Genomic DNA, 18,563 nt, shown 5'->3' with positions numbered 1-18,563 from the left:
TTACTTTGCCCCCTCAACCAATTGAATATAAGAAGCCGGCTGCAGGCTGGCACCGCCAACAAGCGCGCCATCGATATCGCTTTGGCCCATATATTCCTTCACGTTCTCAGGTTTCACACTTCCGCCGTATTGGATACGGATCTTGCCAGCTACCTCATCATTGTACAAGCCTTGTACTAGGCTGCGGATGTAAGAGATAACTTCGTTGGCATCTTCAGAAGTAGAAGATTTGCCAGTGCCGATCGCCCAGATTGGCTCATAAGCGATAACGACTTCAGCAGCTTGTTCAGCAGTCAATCCTTTCAGGGCAGCCTCGGTTTGACCCTTAACTACATCCTTCGTCTTGCCAGCTTCACGCTCTTCCAGCTTCTCGCCTACGCAAGGGATTGGTGTCAAGCCATGCTTGAATGCAGCATGTACTTTCTTATTAACAATCTCATCGGTTTCTGCAAAATAAGCGCGGCGCTCGGAGTGTCCGATAATGACATAGTCTACGCCCAGCTCTTTCAGCATTCCTCCGCTAATTTCTCCGGTGAATGCACCTTCATCTTCGAAATGCAGGTTCTGAGCGCCGATCTTGATCGACGTTCCTTTGGCTGCTTCCACCAAAGCCGGAAGGTTCGTAAATGGAGCGCAAATTACGCTCTCCACGCCGTCTACCTCCGCTTTACCTTTTACCGCTTCGAAGAATGCTTTTGCTTCAGGAACAGTCTTGAACATCTTCCAGTTCCCTGCAATAATCGGTGTTCTCATGCGGCTCAACTCCTTTATGTTACATAGTTTAGATCAGCTTATTTATCGTTCAGAGCCACTACGCCTGGAAGCGCCTTACCTTCCATAAATTCCAGGGAAGCGCCACCGCCAGTGGAGATGTGGTTCATTTTATCGGCCAAATGGAATTTCTCGGCTGCTGCTGCGGAATCACCGCCACCGATAATCGTGTAGCCTTCAGTTGTTGCGCAAGCTTCAGCAACTTCTTTTGTTCCGTTCGCGAAGTTGTCGATTTCAAATACGCCCATTGGTCCGTTCCATACAACCAATTTGGAGTTCTTGATTACGTCAGCGTAAATTTCACGTGTCTTCGGCCCGATATCCACGCCTTCCCAATCAGCAGGAATGCTATCGATATCTACAGCTTTAAAATTAGCGTCAGCACTGAAATCATCAGCTGCGATACAGTCCACTGGAAGATAGAAGTTCTTGCCGAGCTTCTTCGCTTTCTCAATGAAACCAAGTGCAGCGTCCAGCTTCGTGTCATCCAGCAGAGATTTGCCGATTTCATGGCCTTGTGCCTTGAAGAAGGTGTAAGTCAGACCGCCGCCGATCAATACGTTGTCAGCGATGTTAAGCAAGTTGTCGATTACGTCGATCTTATCCTTAACTTTGGATCCACCAATAATTGCGGTGAAAGGACGATCTGGGTTAGACAATGCTTTGCCAAGAACGGACAATTCTTTCTCCATCAAAAGGCCAGATACTGCAGGCAAGAAATGAGCGATACCTTCTGTCGAAGCATGTGCACGGTGAGCCGCGCCGAACGCATCGTTCACGAACAAATCAGCCAGTTCTGCGAATTGCTTAGCCAGTTCAGGATCATTCTTCTCTTCACCTGGGTAGAAACGAACATTCTCAAGCACCAATACGTCGCCGTTGTTCATAGCTGCTACTTTTGCTTTAACTGCGTCGCCTACAGCTTCGTTAGCCTTAGCAACTTCTTTGCCGAGCAATTCGGACAAGCGCTGAGCTGGAGCAGTCAGACGCATGGATTCGTTCACTTGACCCTTTGGACGGCCAAGGTGGCTAGCAAGAATTACTTTCGCACCATTCTCGATCAAGTACTTAACCGTTGGCAAAGTCTCACGAATACGAGTATCATCTGTAATCTGGCCATCTTGCATAGGCACGTTAAAATCTACACGCACAAATACGCGTTTGCCGGTTACTTCCACATCACGTACGCTTTTCTTGTTCATCTCCACGTTCCTCCTATTAAATATGCGCGGTGCCGCTCCTCATAAAGTTATGAAATGGCCGGTCCCTCACAAATTCAAATATGACTTCGATTTCTCTCCTAAGCGGTATTGCTCTCTATCTAATTTATATGTGTGTGTGAATGTCCATCTAAAAACTTAGATTTTCATAATAATTTATAATCAATCCATGAACCAAAGAGGAGTCCTTATAACAGGTCGCTCCTCTTTGGTATGTGATATTTCAATAAACAGGAATTACTTTACTTTCTTTGCGAAGTATTCCAGGGAACGAACCAATTGAGCAGTGTAGGACATTTCGTTGTCGTACCAAGCTACAGTTTTAACAAGTTGTTTGTCGCCAACAGTCAATACTTTAGTTTGCGTAGCATCGAACAGGGAACCGAAAGTCATACCCTTGATGTCGGAAGATACGATTTCATCTTCAGTATATCCATAAGTTTCTGGGTCACTAGCTGCCTTCATTGCAGCGTTGATCTCGTCAACAGTTACGTTCTTCTCAAGAACGGTAACCAACTCAGTCAAGGAACCAGTTGCAACTGGAACGCGTTGAGCCGCGCCATCCAATTTACCTTGCAATTCTGGGATAACCAGACCGATTGCTTTTGCAGCACCAGTTGTGTTAGGGATGATGTTCTCAGCAGCTGCGCGAGCACGACGGAAGTCGCCTTTCGCATGAGGAGCATCCAAAGTGTTTTGGTCGCCAGTATATGCGTGGATCGTAGTCATCAAGCCTTCTACGATGCCGAATTTGTCTTGAAGTACTTTAGCCATAGGAGCCAAGCAGTTCGTTGTGCAAGAAGCACCGGAGATAACAGTTTCGGAGCCATCAAGGATTTCATGGTTAACGTTGTATACAACAGTCTTCATGTCGCCAGTAGCTGGAGCGGAGATAACGACTTTTTTAGCGCCGCCTTTAAGGTGAAGTTCAGCTTTTTCTTTCGTTGTGAAGAAGCCTGTGCACTCAAGAACGATGTCTACGCCAAGCTCGCCCCAAGGCAATTCTTCAGGGTTGCGGTTAGCAAGAACCTTAACTTCTTTACCATTAACTTTGAAGAAGCCGTCATGAACTTCAACTTCGCCGTCAAATTTGCCTTGCGTAGTATCATATTTCAACAAATGAGCCAACATTTTAGCGTCTGTCAGGTCATTGATTGCTACTACTTCGATGCCTTCAACATTTTGAATACGACGGAAAGCCAAACGTCCAATACGTCCAAATCCATTAATACCTACTTTTACACTCATGATTGATCCTCCCAGTGTTCTTTTTTATTAATCAAGACAAGGCAAGTAAGCCTGTCATGAGTAAACCATAGTAATGCTGCTTATTCGCTTTCGATTGTCCCCTGCCGCTCAATCTCTCTCACAATCTCAACTGCCGCTACTTCGTCCACAACGAGAATATCCTCGTGCCCGAACTTAAGTACGGCGTGAATAGCCTTCGCCTTATCCTTGCCTCCGGCAATGCCCACGACCGTATCGGCCTTCATGATGTCCTCCAGACGAAGTCCGAGGGTCAACATCTTATGAACGACGACGCCATCTTTATTGAAATAGTAGCCAAAAGATTCAGCAAGGGCTCCATCTCTCTGCAGCTCTTCAATGACCGGCTGCTCCAATTTGCGGCGCCGAGCCATCTGCATAGCATCCCCGATGCCGTGTACGATAATCCGCGCCTGGCGGATCATATCCACGATATCATGGATGTTCGGATCATGTACCAATGAATCATATGCGTCTTTTCCCAGAAGATCAGGTACATGCAGCAGTCTGTATCCAGCTCCGACCCTCTTAGCCATGCCAGAGGCGATCGTGTTCGCTTGAATCTCCAGACTTTCACCAAGCCCGCCCCGTGCTGGAACGAACCAGCTCTGCTTCAGTGATATATTCGCTGGCGGAGTAAGCTGCTCCGCAACTTCTGCCAGTGTTGTCCCGCCTGTTACAGCGACAACATCATCACCTTGCATCGCATGGAGCAAAGCCTTGGCACCAGCCTTCCCTAGTTCGCGCTTAACGAGCGGGGAAGCCTCGCTATCACCGGCAACCACCACAACCTTACGAAGTCCGTAATTGTTGCGGATTATCTCCTCCAGATTGGCCAGACCGAAGATTTCCTTCACTACTGGCTCTAAGTCCTCCAGTAGTTTTCTGCCCGAATCACTGATTCTCATGCCTATATTCTCGATTTCTATCAGGCCCTGAGCCTTCAGGAGATCCGTCTCGGCCCGCAACACACGCTCTGTCATGTTCAGTGAGACCGCTAGCGTTCTGCGGCCGATCACATCCGACAACATGATCTGGTGAAGAATGGTATACCTTTTCTTGAGAATTTCCATGAGATCAGGAAGAAGCTGCCTTTGCATTTCTAAAATTTCACGCATGCTTTCCACTCCTGCAAGCTTCGTCTTCTCTCTCCTTCTCCTGGTCTTAAAATGTCCCGGGTTAACTTTTTAAGTCCCACTGTCATTTTAACCAATTTTTATTCCAGTTGCAAGCCTGACGTCCGTATATTTCTCAATACTATAACCACTTATACATGCAATTGAATATCACTTCATAATAGAGATCTGGAGATCAGACCCCTACACTGCACAAATGCCTGTTTCACGCGCAAAAGGAGCCTCTAATCCGCAAATAGTTTGTGCATCTATTCACAATAAGAGAGGCCCTCATGAGGAAGAGTCATACTATTTATTTTTGGATGAAAACCGTCATCGCACTTTTGGCTTCTATCTGGAAGCTTAATACAGATTCTTCCTGCAGTTTCAACTCAACGTTGCCTTCCTGCTCACTATCATTAAATAGAATAACCGCAATGGATCCATCGGTATTCTTAAATGCAACCGACCGAATGCTGTCATAGCTGCTGGAAGCGATACGTACCGCCTTAGGGCGAACGAACTTGCTGAAATGAGCCAATGCATAGTAGTCCAACGTGTAGGTCAGTTCATGAGTCTGCTGATTCACCAGCACGATCCCACGGCAGGTACTCTGTCCAAAGCCAGGAACCGTAGGTCCATTATGCTCGTCCAGAGCCATATTCCATAGCACGAATGATTTACTATGATTCCGCAGAATCTCAATACCTGTCCTCATCACATTGGAGAACGCGGGTTCGAAGGCCGGAATCCACTCGCCGCCAGAGCCTTCAGTGAAATGAACTTCCTTCGTCGGGTAAGCCTGATGAACGTCGCTCTGTGCTGATGGAATGCCACCATACCAATGCCAGGCAACGCCATCCACTTCATCATGCGCTTGCTCTAGTACAGTCAGGGGATAATCCGGGCGTTCCCAGTTATGGTCGTAGCACAATATTTTCGTATCGATCTGATTTCTGACCAATCCAGGCTTCAGATGGTTCTTAATAAAGTCACTCTGCGCCTCAGGTAACATCAGCATGCCAGGATAGTGACCAGGCACGAACAAGGCTTCATTTTGCGGCGTTACTGCATAAGTCGGCAGACCATGCGAAGCATAGGACTTAATATAACGCACGAAATATTCGGCGTAGACTGGATAGTACTCCTTCTTAAGCTCCCCGCCGATCATATGGCCGCTTGTCTTCATCCAGCCCGGAGCGCTCCATGGCGAAGCCATCAGCTTAATCTCAGGGTTGAGCCTCACAGCTTCTTGCAGCAGAGGAATGATATCCTCTTCGTCATGGGAAATAGAGAATCGCTCCAGTTCCAGATCTGTCTCGTTCTCCGGAAGATCATTATAGCTGTATATCTCACGAGCATAGTCGGACGCGCCCATCGGGTTGCGTAGAACCGATAGTCCAATACCTTGGTCGGAATCGAACAGCCTACTCATCAATTCGCCCCTTTGCTCCTCATCCAATACTTGATGAATCAAATAAGCCGCTGAATCGGTAAAAGAAGCCCCAAATCCGTCCATGACCTGATAGGTCTTCTGCTCATCAATCGCTACTGTACTTACTGGGCGCTCTGTCGAGATCGCCTTTAGTTGCTCTGGGGTTCTGCTGACGAACAGTTCATTCTCACCATTCGACTGATAGATGCTTAGCTTCAGCATGTATGTTTCCTCCACTTCTATTGTGATCTTGTATGTCTAGCCATGCCAAACCTGTTTTGAATGAAGAAGGCCCCTGCTTGAAGGGCCCGCTCAATAGATTGAAAATATTATTTCATACCCAATTTTTCTTTATTTTGTTGCATTTTCTCCGTACGGACCTTCAAGACCTTATCCCAGTTGTTCTCATCCAGGAAGGACTTATAGGATGCTAGATTGTTGTTGAATTCATTGTCATCCTTCGAGCGAATCATGCTAACCATCGTTGTATTCCACTTCGTGTTGATGGCGCTAAGCGAACGTGCTTCAAGGCTGCCTTGATCCGGATCGATATTTTCCAATATGAAGTGCGGTACTAGCTTACCCTTGCCCCACTCTTGCATCTGCTTAATCGATTCAGGGAAGGAGTCTGTGCTGAGTGCTTTATAACGGTCATGACCGAAGAAAATGAACTCGCCCATGCGATATTCCTTCTTGAATTTGTCCGGGTTGTTCAATTGCAGATCCTTCACTTCAGGCAACAACTCATATTTGCCGTCGCCGATCGATTTATAAGTCTCACCTTCGATTCCGTAGTTCACCAGCATTTGGCCTTCGTCACTAAGTAGGTAGGTGAAAATTTGAATCGCCTTGGCAGGGTCCTTACAATCCTTCGTAATGAAGTTAACCATCCAGCCAGTAATACCAGACTGGTTCAATGTTGGCTGGTTGCCAACTGTACTTTGTGGTCCATCAATCGCAATATATTCTTTGCCCTGATTAGCACTCAGGAAGATCTGCAGGTTGCCGCCTTGCTGCGGTGTTCCGTCAAGAAGCATCGTTGCATATTTACCGGATTTAACCTTCTCTTCGAACGCTGGGCCGTCATCAGCGAAGCTATCATCACTAATGCTACCCTCTCTATAAACCGCGTTCAGGGTCTTCAACCATGTCTGATAGTCTTCGTCCAAGTTACGGTTGTAGAAGCCACCATTGCTATCTTCGAGCGGTACGCCAATGAAGTCCTGCAATACGTCACCCAGAGATCCAGTGCCTTCCCCGATGGAGTTGAAGCCAAATGAAACCAAGCTCGGGAACTTCGCTTTAATATCCTTCAGTACACTTTGAAATTCCTCTGGTGTTCCCATGCTTGGTTTACCCAGCGCTTCATATACGTCCTTACGGATTACGAACGCTGTCTTAGCCGGGATCTGCCCGCTATCATAGTCAACCTGCGTATTAGAATAGTCCGGATATCCATAGGTCTTGCCGTCCTTCAGCTTGAACCAGTTCAGCGTATCCTGCGCCGCTACTTTATTGAAATAGGGATCATACTTCTCAGCCAGATCATTTAAGGAGTATGCCCATGTGTCAGCCTTCTGTACGACAGGAGAGTTGGCACCAAATGTCGTGATCAGATCCGGCATTTCACCACCGGCGAAGAAGGTGTTCAACTTGGTGTCATCACCAGTAATGAACTTGATTTTCACGTTCAGATCCTCCTGGATCTTCTTCGTTACGACATCTTTACCAAATTCCGTGTTCCACCAGTCTGCGTTCACATACCAAGTCAACTCGGTCGGCTCTTCTTTCTTATCCAACTGCCATGCCGGCGTATCCGCGCTTGGCGTGTAACGGTCTTCAATGGAAGCCAATTCGCCTTTCTTGCTGCCGCCCTTGGAGCCGCCGCAACCGCTAACAATTAAAGCTACAGCCATCAAGGCAATACCAAGCTTAATCCCCGTTCTTCTAATGCTCTTCTTGCTCTCTTTCATGTTTTACCCTCCCTTTGATAGATAGAACTTTAAGATTGTGCGACTATTCAGAAGTATCCTTACTCTTTGACCGCCCCTAGCATCATGCCTGAGATGAAGTACTTCTGTAATATTGGATACATCACAACGATCGGCAATGTCGTAATGACAATCGTTGCTAGTTGGACCCCTTTGGTCGTCGTCTCAATTACCGCCGAACCCCCGATATTCTGCATCGACTGGGTTTGTGACTGAACGATAATTTCATACAGCTTCATCTGCAGCGGATAAAGACTCTTATCTGTCACATACAGCTTCGTTGTCATGAAGTCGTTCCATTGACCAACCCCGTTGAACAGCGCAATCGTCGCAATCGCTGGCATGGACAGAGGGATGAATATTTTCAGGAATACACGCCAGTCCCCTGCCCCGTCGATCTTGGCCGATTCTTCTAACGAATCTGGCACGTTGCGGAAGAAGTTCATCAGGATAATTACGTCGTAATAACTGAATAATGCCGGTATGATATATACCCAGAAGCTGTTCAGCAAGCCGAGCGATTTGATCAACAGGTATGTTGGAATCATCCCGCCGGAGAAGAACATCGTAATGACACCCATCGTCACATACAGCTTGCGGCCGCGAACCTTCTGTTTGCTAAGACCGTAACCGATCATTGCACAGAAGAAGACGTGGGTGACAACCCCAACAACTGTCTTGGCAACAGATATGAAGAAGGATTGCCAGATGCTTGAATCCCTGAATACGGCTTCATAGTTCTCAAGCGAGAATTCCTTCGGCCAGAAGATGAATCCACCCTCAGCGAGCGACCTTCCTGAACTGAAGGAAGATACAATAACATTCCATAGCGGAACGATGATAATAATGCTAAAGATCAGGAGCAGCGTTACATTCACAGTGTCAAATATTCGACTATCGATGTCTTTTTTAAGCGTATTTCGATTCACAAGAATGCCCCCTCTATAAAACCGATTGGTTGTCGTTTAATTTACTTGTCACCTTGTTTGCGGTAACAAGCAGAATGACTGAGACGATAGAGACGCCTAAACCAACCGCAGTTGCATATGAGAAGTCGCCTTGCGTCATCCCCATACGATACACATAGGAATTGATAACTTCTGCTCTGACACGGTTCTGCGAGTTCATCAGAACGAGGGTCTGATCGAGGTTCGATCCCAATAAACCGCTTACAGTCAGGATCAAGTTCAAGCTTATAATCATCTTCATGTTCGGCAGTGTAATGTTCCAGATCTGTCTCATACGGCTCGCACCATCGATTTTCGCTGCCTCATAATAGGTCGGATCGATCTTAGCCATAATCGCCAAATACAGAATCGTACCCCAGCCTGCTTCCTTCCAGATATCCGACAATGTAGCAATCCACCAGTACTTACCTGGATCGAGCAAAATATTTTGCGGGTTAGTGATCACCCCAAGCCCGATTAAGATCTGGTTGAACAATCCCGACGTGGAGAGCCAGGTAATCAACATCCCGCCGAGTACGATCCAGGACAGGAAGTGCGGAAGATACGAGATCGTCTGTACCATCTTCTTGAACCGCCCCATGCCCAGTTCATAGATCATAATTGCCAATATGATGGGGATAATGAAGCCGATCAATAGCTTCAGGAAGCTGATGCCTAGCGTATTGATCACGGAATCCCAGAAATATCTATCCGACAGAATGATTCTGAAATTCTCAAGGCCTACCCAAGGCGCGGAATCCAGTGTATCGATGACGGTGTAGTTCTTGAAAGCGATCGTTAGACCGTAAATAGGTATGTAACAAAAAATAATCATAAAAATAACGCCCGGGATAATCATCGATTGAATTTCCCATTGATTCTTGAAGTCTACACAAAATTGCTTAATCCTTTGTCCCATAGGCTTCTTAGCAGGTACTCCGGCTAATTTCTCCATTTAAGATTCCCCCTTCTTGATAGCGAATTAGATAAAAACGTTTTTATTTTTGCAAAAAAATTACCTTACCGCTGCAAAAATAGGAATGACCCTATATTTGTCTATCTATATAAGATCATCCCGCTTTATCTTTACCTGACAAGAACCGCGCACTACAATCTCGCTAGATAGCTTCTGCAGTTTGCCCTGCTCCTTCTTCTGAATCAATCGTACTAGGTGATCGATGGCAAGCATCCCCTGCCTTGCAATCTGGTTCCTTACCGTCGTTAGCGGCGGCGAGAAATATTGAGCAATTTCAATATCGTCAAAGCCCATGACACTTACATCCTCCGGAACTCTGTAACCCTCTGACTTTAAGGCGCGGATACATCCAATTGCGCTCAGGTCGTTCCCAGCTAGGTATGCGTCCGGTACTTTGTCATGATGCGAACGGAGGAATGATTTCACCGCATTATAAGAGCCTTCTTCCTCGAAATAGCCCTGCAAAATGTAATCTTCATCCGTCTCCAGCTGATGGTCCCGAAGTGCAGCCAAATAACCCTCTCGCCGCTGTACGCTGTCATACATCGTATCAACGCCTGATATATAAGCGATTTTCTTATGTCCTAGACTGATCAAATATTTAGCAGCCTCATAACCAGCCACATAGGAATCGAATATCACGCTTCCCATCGTCTCGTTCTCAATGACCCGATCCAGAAATACCGCCTTAATCTTGTCTTTCTCCATAGCAGCGATGTCATTCTCATCAATTTTGAGCTCTTCGTATATAACTACCCCATCGACACGCCGGCCAAGAATATTGCTCATAATGACCTGCTTATCCTTGGTAACGAATACGTTCAAGCCATAACCGAGACGCTCACATTCACGGGCCATCGACTCAACCAAAATGTAAAAATACGGCCCCGACACGCTGGTTGTAAAGAAGCCTAGCATCTTCGTCTTCCCTGACTTCAGCAGCTTCCCATTTAAGTTCGGCACATAGTTCATGCGCTTCGCTACCTTGAGTACATGCGATTTCGTCTCCGGAGTCAGCACATCCACATCGTTCAATGCATTGGAAACTGTGGAAATGGATACCCCAGCCTCTCTAGCAACATCTTTAATTGTAACTTTCGCCATTAGTGATCGTCCTTTTTAACAAAAACGTTTTTATAGATTTAAATTAACATAAAACGCTTTCAAAGACAATAGCTATATTTTGCATCTCAAAAATCTTATTTTTAGTACACTAGTCCTCTATTTTCTGCCATTCAATATAGAGATTCAGGGATATATGTTTATTAATTGTATTCTGATATTATGGAATTATTAAATCGTTTTCAATACATGCATCTAGATTATGTTTTGCTAGTTCCAATATAAGGATTAGGAAAATACCCGCTAGGATCCACATACCTCACAGGATTATTCTCCACATACACATACCAATTCAAACTCTGCAGACTCCAAACATCCCCCTTATACGTATCCTCACTCACAAACCACCCGATCTCCGGGTTGTAATAACGAGCTTGAGCGAAGTAGAGACCATTACCTTCGTTCACATAGCCTCTATATCCGAAGTTCATGGCTAGTCGGTTACTTGGCGGAGTACTGTTATCCAGAACACCGAACTCATCATAACGATATGTATCGTCTTTTCACAGGAGAAACTACATACCCTGAATATTTAACAACAATATGATAAATTTGGATACTCTAAAAAAGGGCTACAATAGTAACCCAGCTCCATATAGTCAAATTTATTGAGTGATGAATTTTTCTTGCATTTTATGCTCGGATGCCATATAATCATCTTTGTTGCACAAAATTCATGCGCCCGTGGTCCAATGGATATGACGTAGGCCTCCGGAGCCTGAGATCGAGGTTCGATTCCTCGCGGGCGCGCCATATTTTTTATACAAAACCCGTTAAGGGCTTTTTTATTACCTTGAGTTTGACTATCTTTGACTTTTGATAAAAAATTAGTTATTATGGGATTACAAATCATCAATTCCGTCAATTCTGGAATTGATCGAACTAATATATGAACAGACTTGAAACCAAGGGAAAGATTCCCTATGGGGCTAATAATAAGGAGGGTTTATCGGTGAGTTATATTCCAATGGTTGTTGAACAGAGTAACCGTGGCGAACGTGCTTACGACATTTATTCCAGATTGCTGAAAGACCGCATCATTTTCCTCGGTACACAGGTCAATGACGTCGTAGCGAATTCTATTATTGCACAGATGCTATTCCTGGATGCCGAAGATCCCGGCAAAGACATTCACTTGTACATCAACAGCCCTGGCGGTTCGATTACTGCCGGTATGGCCATTTACGATACGATGCAATTCATCAAATCCGATGTATCTACAATCTGCGTTGGATTAGCTGCTTCCATGGGCGCTTTCCTGCTGAATGCAGGCGCACCAGGCAAGCGATTCGCTCTGCCGAACAGTGAGATTATGATCCACCAGCCGCTCGGTGGTGCAGAAGGTCAAGCGACGGATATTGAGATCCGCGCCCGCCGCATTCTCAAAATGCGCGACAATCTGAATCGAATTCTTTCCGAACGTACTGGCAAGCCGCTGGAGCAAATCGAGCGTGATACTGACCGTGACAATTTCATGAGTGCTGTAGAAGCTATGGAATACGGACTGGTCGACAAGGTTATCGATAAAGCTAACGCTTAATAAGGACAATAAGAACAGCAGGCCTGGACTTCCAGACCTGCTGTTCTTATTGTCTTCATGTCATTATGGGCTTCTACCTAGCGATTTTCGACGGTTTCACTCCAAGCTCTGAGAAAGGGAAATAGAACTCAGGGAATCCGTTCACATATGGCAAATATTCGTACAACGGCAAGAAGATTACGACACCATCGTTCTTCAGATAATAGCTCGGATTCTCGCCAATCGTCTTGAAACCGCCAAAGTACCCCTCGGTCGCCTCCAATTGCTTGGTAATCGCCGGATCGACAATTTTACGATAATCCGGATTATCCTTCAGCACCTCATCGAGCGTTAACAGCTCCCCATCACTTAGCCGGAAGGTCAAGCCTTCACGAGTAGGGTTGCCATGAGCTCCTTCTGTGTACGAATAGTATTGCAGCAGGATGCTTAACAGCCCATCGCGATTGAAGGTTACCGTATAGTTGCCTAAGAATTGATAAGTGTGTCCACTTACTGGAGGACCTGACTTCGTCTCTTGCAGCGATTGCTTGATAAATTCATCCGTCTTGCTCTGCAGAATACCGTTAATTTTCCGCTCTGCGCTCTTATTCTTTAATTCACTGACCTGAGGGTACTCCACTTTGATCGTGGCCTCCGGGATCGATTTATCGACCACACGGGTAGTCACTCTGATGTTGTTCAGCTTATGTGGAACGAGGTCCAACGTCTTCTTGGACGCATCATAGGTCGAGGTAAATCCCAGATGATCCGTCAGCACCTTGACCGATACATAAGGCTGCCCATTCAGCTCATTCCATTCATACGGAAGCACTTGTGTACTCCCGTTTACAACCGCCCAGGCTCCATCCTCTTTTGGGGTAAGTTGGACTACAACATGATCCCGTCTCAAGAAGTAGCGATTGCTGCCTTTATCGTATTTGACCTTTACCTTTAATCCTCTCTCGATGAGCTCCAGCGGAACAAGCACATCCTGTTGCCCTTGTATGCCCTGCAGCTTGAGCGGCTTGCCCTTTAAGGTAATCTGCACATAAGCAGGCTCCTGGTCAGAGTTCCGCACAGTTGCCCCCTGCAGCTTGGTCGCTGATCCGCCTGTTTTACCTGTTATGTTGTTCGATGCAGCAGCCAATGCGGCTACAGAGCCTTCCAGACCGCTTATAGTAATTACAGCTATTAACACAACAGCCAGAGCAGCAGCGATCACCTTTGAGATCCTAGTTGTCATTGGACTTCTCGTCCTCCTTTCATAGCTATCCCAATTTTTCCCCTATCATCCATAAATCATGCAAATAACGACATATTGTTGCTTTTATAGTGGACGATAATTAGAACTAGGAGAAAAATATTCAGCTTGGGTTAGTTACCTATGGAAGAACGAAATCCGTAACATGTTTAATCTACTTCGGACTTAATCTAACGAAACTAGGAAACGCTATTGAAGGCAAATACGCATTATTTAAATCTAACGAAACTGTGGAGCGTTATTCATGCTAATTGGGGTTAAAAAAGACCTTTTTTCTTCAAATAGCGATATCCTGTTTCGCTAGATTTTTTAAAGGCTACTTTATGCCCAAATAACGATTGGTAGTTTCGTTAGCATGATCAACTCAGGGTCTTCGTCCATGCATGCGCCAATACTGCCGCTTTTTTTCGTCACGAACCGTAACACCCAACTTGGAAAGCTCCTGGCGCAAATCCTCTGCATCCTCTTTATCATCTCTACCGATAGCTTTCTCCCTTGCTAGGAATAATGCGTTTGCACCTGGGGACAGCCCTGGAGTATCGGCTACCCATCGCGCATATTCATGAGCAAATGGGTCTCGCTCCCGCCAGTCATATCCAGCCCGGATGAACGCCTCAGCTAAAGCTTTTGGCTTCCCATCCGCTTCTTCCCGGAGAAGTTCGCGACCATTCATATCTAAGAGGACCAACTGCTTATGATCCAGAAAGATTGCGGACACCTCCTGCCTCTCGAAGACTCGCTCCTCATCGTGAATCTTCAACCGGACTTCCCGATCAGAGAGACGAATCTGCAAACTTTCCTTAACAGCAATCATGGCAAGAACCCCTCCGCCAACAAAGCCAAGCACCGTCATCACGGTCGATCCCCATGCCCCGTGCATAGAAGAGATCAACTTGAACAGCCCCTGAAAAGGAAACCACGGTAATGCTACTACCCATTTGGCCAGCACTGGAATAAACCAGCCAGCCACTGCCCCGAGAATCGGAAACAATGTCCAAATTATTATTTTGTCCTTCCTGGAGACCCCTAGCTCCGTCCATTGCGATTGATTATGCAACGTTATTCTCCCCTTCCTGAACAACCATCTGCCGTTTCTTTCGTTATTTTCCGCGGGAACTTCATGATCACCTTGGCACCCTGCTGCGGCTCCGACTCTACCCGAATCTGCCCTTTATGGGCAATTACGATCGCTTGGGCGATACTCATGCCCAGGCCTGCACCATCGGTTGTCTCATCCGTACTTGTGCCACGATAATACCGCTCGAACAGATTGCTCCGCGTATCTTCATCCATTCCCTGGCCATTGTCTGATACACAAATCCAGGCGTAATCTCCCTCAGCACCGGTGCTTACTGTGATCTCCGTTCCCTCAGGATTGTGCTTCACGGCATTGGTAATAATGTTGTCCAGCATACGCCGGAACCACTTTGGATTTGCCATTATAGTCAGTTCATCGTCATATTCCTCATAAGAGAACATTGCCGTATCAATCGTAGCATCATTGACATACCGGAGGACAGAACGACGAACGAACTCGTTCATCTCAATCGGCTCCAGCACCATTCGTTCTGCATTGTTTTTAATCTGAAAGGTTAACGAGAAATCCTGGAGCAGCTCCAGCATAAAATCGCCTTTTTCCCGGATGACCTTGCCCATCTCTTTCAGCTCGGCTTCATTCCAGGTGAATTGTCCGCTCTCCAACAGATGACCATAACCTTGAATCGACGATAGCGGCGTCCTCAGATCATGGGAAATGCCGACCATCCACTCCTCCCGAGTTTGTTCCAGCAGCCTACGATCCCGCTGTGAGGCATCCAGCTTGGTAGCCATTTCGTAAAATCCAGCGATAACCTCTTTATAAAGTCTGTACCGCATGCGGATTTTGCCGTTACGCCGGAATACCTTCTTACGTTCCTTCTCCGTCAGCGCTTCACTGTACCTGCCCTCGCTCATCCGTTCGAACCAGCTGGCGAACAGAGTTAGCGGTTGCCCGTAACGGTATCCATGCCAGATCGACACCGCCAACGTCACCACCATGACACCGGCCCCAAAAATAACAAGTGCCAAGATAATGTCATAAAAAATTGACTGTTTCTCTATAGTCCGCCCTGGTTTACCTTGATGCAGTAGCCAAGTATAGCCTGTATCGCCATCATACTGAGCTGATAATTCCGTCGGATAGATGCCTGGCTCCGAGCGAATCGACACCAAGTCAAGGGGTTGATATCTATTTATTTCACTATTGTCCGAGTGCCCGATAGATTGCAGTATTACCCCGTCTTTATCCACGACCTGCAAATAATCGTCATTGCCATCCAACTGCTGCTCCAGCCCTGCCATGGCATCCTCTCGAACTAGCCCGTTCCGGTTATACTTCTGATACCATTCATCCAGCAGCTTCGTACCCAGATCCTGTCTTCCCAATAAATATAGGACAGATTTCGAACCATCCGTCTCCGGTTCCAGCGAGGCCATCACCCGGTAGGAATCAAACCGGCGCGTCTCCTGAATATTCAGCAGCTCCGTAGCCCCGTATATCGTCTTCAAATCCGTAGGTGCATTCAAGGAATAAATCACACGCCCTGCATCATTGACGACCTGAAGCCAATATCCCTGCTCGTTCAATAAATTCTTCCAGCGACGGTTCATCTTCACTTCATCATTATGAATAAAGGTCTCCGACTTGATCGCATCCACGGCCCCTGTAGAGAAGGTGCGCTTCAAATCGTTGTTGGCTAAATAGTTGAACAAGATCAGCAATAGAATCGTCATGGTCAGCATAATCAACACCCACTGCAGCAATAGCTGATAGGTAAAATGCAGGGCAAGACGGGTTCTGATCTTCCTCATATGCTCACCTTCACCAGCTTGTAACCGAGGCCGCGGACCGTCAGCAGGTATTCGGGATTGCCCGGATCCTTTTCGATCCGCTCACGAATCTTGCGAATATGCACCATTACGGTGTTGTCATCCCCAAGTCCGTCCATTCCCCATACCTCTTCATAGAGCTGCGCCTTCGAGAAGACGATGCCGGGATGCTTGCACAGGAACAACAGCAGTTGATATGCCTGAGCTGGGCAAGGGACCTCCTGACCTTCTACGAGCAGCATGCCCGAAAACTCATCGAGAACAAATCGGCCAAATTCGTAACGGCTGCGACTCTCCTCCAGTCTAGACGGTATAGGCGTTACAACACCTCTACGCAGCCTTGCCTTCACACGGGCGGCGATCTCCAGCGGGTTAAACGGCTTGGTCACGTAGTCATCCCCGCCAGTCGCAAAACCTGTCAACACATCGAGATCCGAAGTTCGAGCCGTTAAATAAATAATATGGGCATCAGAAGCATTACGAATTTGCGGACATAAATCGAAGCCCGTCTGATCGGGCAGCATGACATCCAGCAAAATAATATCTATCATGTGACGCTTAACGATCTCCAAAGCTTCCTTACCGTTATACGCCGTATAAATATGGCGGAAGCCCTCCTTGCGCAGCACCATTTCAATTAATTGAACAATCGCCTTTTCATCATCAACCAACAGAATCTTGGCATTATACATCTGATAACCACCTCAGACAGCATTGTACCAGACGGATCTTAATTCGAGCTAAACAAATTTTTGGCTGTTCAACAAATGTTAAGCTGAACTTTATTTCCGGTTCAATGCCCACTGTTAGACTGATTCCGAGGTGATCAATTTGAAAAGTAAAAGGATACGTTTGATCGATTGTTTACGCGGGTTCAGTCTCCTTGGCATTCTACTTGCCAATATGCTGATTTTTCAGTACGGGATGCATGGGAAGGATTTGCTTCATCTATTTCATGTAACAACCGTCGAATCAACGGCTCATAAATTCGTTCAATTGTTAGTAGAAGGAAGTTTTATGCCGATTTTTACGTTTGTATTCGGATTTGGCATGATTAAAATGAAAGAAAGCCTGAACGCAAAGAAAAGGAAGGCTGGCCTGCCTTTACTACGCAGATTCGCTTTGCTAGGGGTTATTGGGTTCCTTCACAGTACCTTTCTGTGGGAAGGAGATATTTTGCTCTATTATGGTATGATTGGGGTTTTGCTTCTCATTTTTATGAACCGTAAACCCAAGACACTGATCATTTGGTCCTGTGTTTTGCTCACATTGGTGGGGTTATTAGGGATATTTCCGGGAAATAAAGAAGCCAAGAGTACTCAGGAAACGAACCAGCGCATAGAGGCATATGTTAAAAATACAGTTACGCTTTACGCCGAAGGAAGCTATGCGGAGATCAAGCATGATCGAGCAACCGCCGATCCAATGGGCAAATCACCAGCAGAAATGTTGGTTTTAACCATGATTGCACCGATGCTGCATATGCCTTTATTTCTGCTTGGCATGTATGCTGCGAAAAGACAGTGGTTTGCCGATCCTGAACAGAAAGGCGCAATCTACCGCAAATATATGCTGATTTTTCTACCGCTTGGACTTCTGTTCAAATCATACAACCTCCTGTATCCTGAGGAGATCGGTGCGGGAACTGGACTGCTGGTTGGAGGAAGCCTGTTGTCCATCGGCTACATGATGGCTTTTGCCTTTACCTATTCCAAATTCTCCTCGTCACGGTTATTTGAATATTTTGAAGCTGTAGGCAAGCTGTCGCTCACCAACTATTTGATGCAAACTGTGATCTGCACAACGATTTTCTATGGCTACGGATTAGGCTGGTTCGGTAAAATAGGCATTATTCTAGGCTGCGCACTGGCGTTCTTGATCTATGCCTTACAGATGCTTGTAAGCATTTGGTATAATTCTCACTTCAAATCTGGCGCGATTGAACGGATTATGCGTATGTGGACCTATTTCTCGTTCAGCGGCAAGGCGAAGCGGAAGAAGACCACTCCAGCCGTAGAAATGTAAACTTTTTTTATAGTAAATATCTGAAACGAGACTCAAAAAAGGCCCTC

At 46.3% G+C, this 18,563-nt stretch carries 16 protein-coding genes and 1 tRNA gene; 3 read left to right on the top strand and 14 right to left on the bottom strand.

The window, feature by feature from the left end; genetic code table 11:
* From tpiA to EI981_RS30165, 10 genes are all read right to left on the bottom strand, one after another.
* Positions 1-753 carry a triose-phosphate isomerase gene (tpiA, locus tag EI981_RS01060; protein WP_126994665.1) on the bottom strand — a complete coding sequence of 251 codons (753 nt, stop codon included), beginning with the start codon at positions 751-753 and terminating at the stop codon, positions 1-3.
* Positions 754-791: 38 nt separating this feature from the next.
* Positions 792-1,973: a phosphoglycerate kinase gene (locus tag EI981_RS01055; RefSeq protein ID WP_126994663.1), complete on the bottom strand. Its 1,182-nt coding sequence runs from the start codon at positions 1,971-1,973 to the stop codon at positions 792-794.
* A 255-nt stretch (positions 1,974-2,228) separates the two neighbouring features.
* Complete coding sequence (gene gap / locus EI981_RS01050) at positions 2,229-3,239, bottom strand: type I glyceraldehyde-3-phosphate dehydrogenase (protein ID WP_126994661.1); 1,011 nt, start codon at positions 3,237-3,239, stop codon at positions 2,229-2,231.
* Positions 3,240-3,319: 80 nt separating this feature from the next.
* Positions 3,320-4,375, bottom strand: coding sequence for a sugar-binding transcriptional regulator (locus EI981_RS01045; RefSeq protein ID WP_126994659.1), 1,056 nt, complete (start codon positions 4,373-4,375; stop codon positions 3,320-3,322).
* 310 nt (positions 4,376-4,685) lie between these two features.
* Positions 4,686-6,029: a glycoside hydrolase family 30 protein gene (locus EI981_RS01040; RefSeq protein ID WP_126994657.1), complete on the bottom strand. Its 1,344-nt coding sequence runs from the start codon at positions 6,027-6,029 to the stop codon at positions 4,686-4,688.
* A gap of 107 nt (positions 6,030-6,136) precedes the next feature.
* A complete protein-coding gene (locus EI981_RS01035) occupies positions 6,137-7,780 on the bottom strand; it encodes a type 2 periplasmic-binding domain-containing protein (protein WP_126994655.1) in 1,644 nt (547 codons plus the stop codon).
* Positions 7,781-7,839: 59 nt separating this feature from the next.
* Positions 7,840-8,727: a carbohydrate ABC transporter permease gene (locus EI981_RS01030; RefSeq protein ID WP_126994653.1), complete on the bottom strand. Its 888-nt coding sequence runs from the start codon at positions 8,725-8,727 to the stop codon at positions 7,840-7,842.
* 13 nt (positions 8,728-8,740) lie between these two features.
* Positions 8,741-9,700 carry an ABC transporter permease gene (locus EI981_RS01025; protein ID WP_126994651.1) on the bottom strand — a complete coding sequence of 320 codons (960 nt, stop codon included), beginning with the start codon at positions 9,698-9,700 and terminating at the stop codon, positions 8,741-8,743.
* A 105-nt stretch (positions 9,701-9,805) separates the two neighbouring features.
* Positions 9,806-10,825, bottom strand: a complete 1,020-nt coding sequence (locus EI981_RS01020; protein WP_126994649.1) for a LacI family DNA-binding transcriptional regulator — start codon at positions 10,823-10,825, stop codon at positions 9,806-9,808.
* A gap of 218 nt (positions 10,826-11,043) precedes the next feature.
* Positions 11,044-11,274, bottom strand: coding sequence for an RHS repeat-associated core domain-containing protein (locus tag EI981_RS30165; RefSeq protein ID WP_418789032.1), 231 nt, complete (start codon positions 11,272-11,274; stop codon positions 11,044-11,046).
* Positions 11,275-11,521: 247 nt separating this feature from the next.
* Here EI981_RS30165 and EI981_RS01010 point away from each other — a divergent pair.
* Together EI981_RS01010 and clpP are read left to right on the top strand one after the other, a co-directional pair.
* Positions 11,522-11,596: transfer RNA gene (locus tag EI981_RS01010), tRNA-Arg, on the top strand.
* Positions 11,597-11,795: 199 nt separating this feature from the next.
* On the top strand, positions 11,796-12,383 hold the full coding sequence (gene clpP / locus EI981_RS01005) for an ATP-dependent Clp endopeptidase proteolytic subunit ClpP (protein WP_126994647.1): 588 nt from the start codon (positions 11,796-11,798) through the stop codon (positions 12,381-12,383).
* A 73-nt stretch (positions 12,384-12,456) separates the two neighbouring features.
* Here clpP and EI981_RS29330 read toward each other — a convergent pair whose 3' ends face one another.
* From EI981_RS29330 to EI981_RS00985, 4 genes are all read right to left on the bottom strand, one after another.
* Positions 12,457-13,605 carry a PdaC/SigV domain-containing protein gene (locus tag EI981_RS29330; protein WP_126994645.1) on the bottom strand — a complete coding sequence of 383 codons (1,149 nt, stop codon included), beginning with the start codon at positions 13,603-13,605 and terminating at the stop codon, positions 12,457-12,459.
* Positions 13,606-13,987: 382 nt separating this feature from the next.
* On the bottom strand, positions 13,988-14,680 hold the full coding sequence (locus EI981_RS00995; protein WP_126994643.1) for a YqeB family protein: 693 nt from the start codon (positions 14,678-14,680) through the stop codon (positions 13,988-13,990).
* Between the two features lie 2 nt (positions 14,681-14,682).
* Positions 14,683-16,473, bottom strand: coding sequence for a HAMP domain-containing sensor histidine kinase (locus tag EI981_RS00990; protein WP_126994641.1), 1,791 nt, complete (start codon positions 16,471-16,473; stop codon positions 14,683-14,685).
* Positions 16,470-17,183 (bottom strand): response regulator transcription factor, encoded by a 714-nt coding sequence (locus EI981_RS00985; protein ID WP_126994638.1) that lies wholly within the window; start codon positions 17,181-17,183, stop codon positions 16,470-16,472. Before EI981_RS00985 ends, EI981_RS00990 begins: the two co-directional genes overlap by 4 nt.
* Positions 17,184-17,313: 130 nt before the next feature.
* Between EI981_RS00985 and EI981_RS00980 the strand changes: the two genes are divergently transcribed.
* Positions 17,314-18,516: a DUF418 domain-containing protein gene (locus tag EI981_RS00980; RefSeq protein WP_227011637.1), complete on the top strand. Its 1,203-nt coding sequence runs from the start codon at positions 17,314-17,316 to the stop codon at positions 18,514-18,516.
* The last annotated feature ends 47 nt before the right edge of the window (positions 18,517-18,563 follow it).

The sequence above is a fragment of the Paenibacillus lutimineralis genome, assembly GCF_003991425.1.
Lineage (GTDB): Bacteria > Bacillota > Bacilli > Paenibacillales > Paenibacillaceae > Fontibacillus > Fontibacillus lutimineralis.
The sequence above is the reverse complement of the archived record's forward strand: the minus strand, read 5'-3'. Positions and strand labels throughout refer to the sequence as shown.